A 259-nucleotide genomic window follows, 5' to 3' on the forward strand; every position below is an offset into this window, starting at 1 on the left:
GACGCTTGCCGGATACGAGATGAATAGATTCGCGATGACCCAGGCGAATACCGCATTGACCATAAGCACCAGAATCAAGATGATGAACAAGAACAAGATTTTTCCGCGCTGGCCAATCAGGCGATGGGCAAGCGTACCGACAGATTGCCCTTTGTTGCGGACCGACAATGCAAGTGTCCCGAAATCATGGACGCCTGCCGCAAAAACTGTCCCGAAAACGACCCACAGGACGGCCGGAAACCAGCCCCAATAAACAGCG

General features: G+C 53.3%; 1 protein-coding gene. It reads right to left on the bottom strand.

Annotation, left to right across the window (positions count from 1 at the left end; translation table 11 throughout):
- On the bottom strand, positions 1 to 259 hold a 259-nt coding region (locus tag SB822_RS58550; RefSeq protein ID WP_410859303.1), incomplete at both ends, for a carbon starvation CstA family protein.

Source organism: Paraburkholderia sp. SIMBA_054, from assembly GCF_046534875.1.
Taxonomy (GTDB): domain Bacteria; phylum Pseudomonadota; class Gammaproteobacteria; order Burkholderiales; family Burkholderiaceae; genus Paraburkholderia; species Paraburkholderia hospita.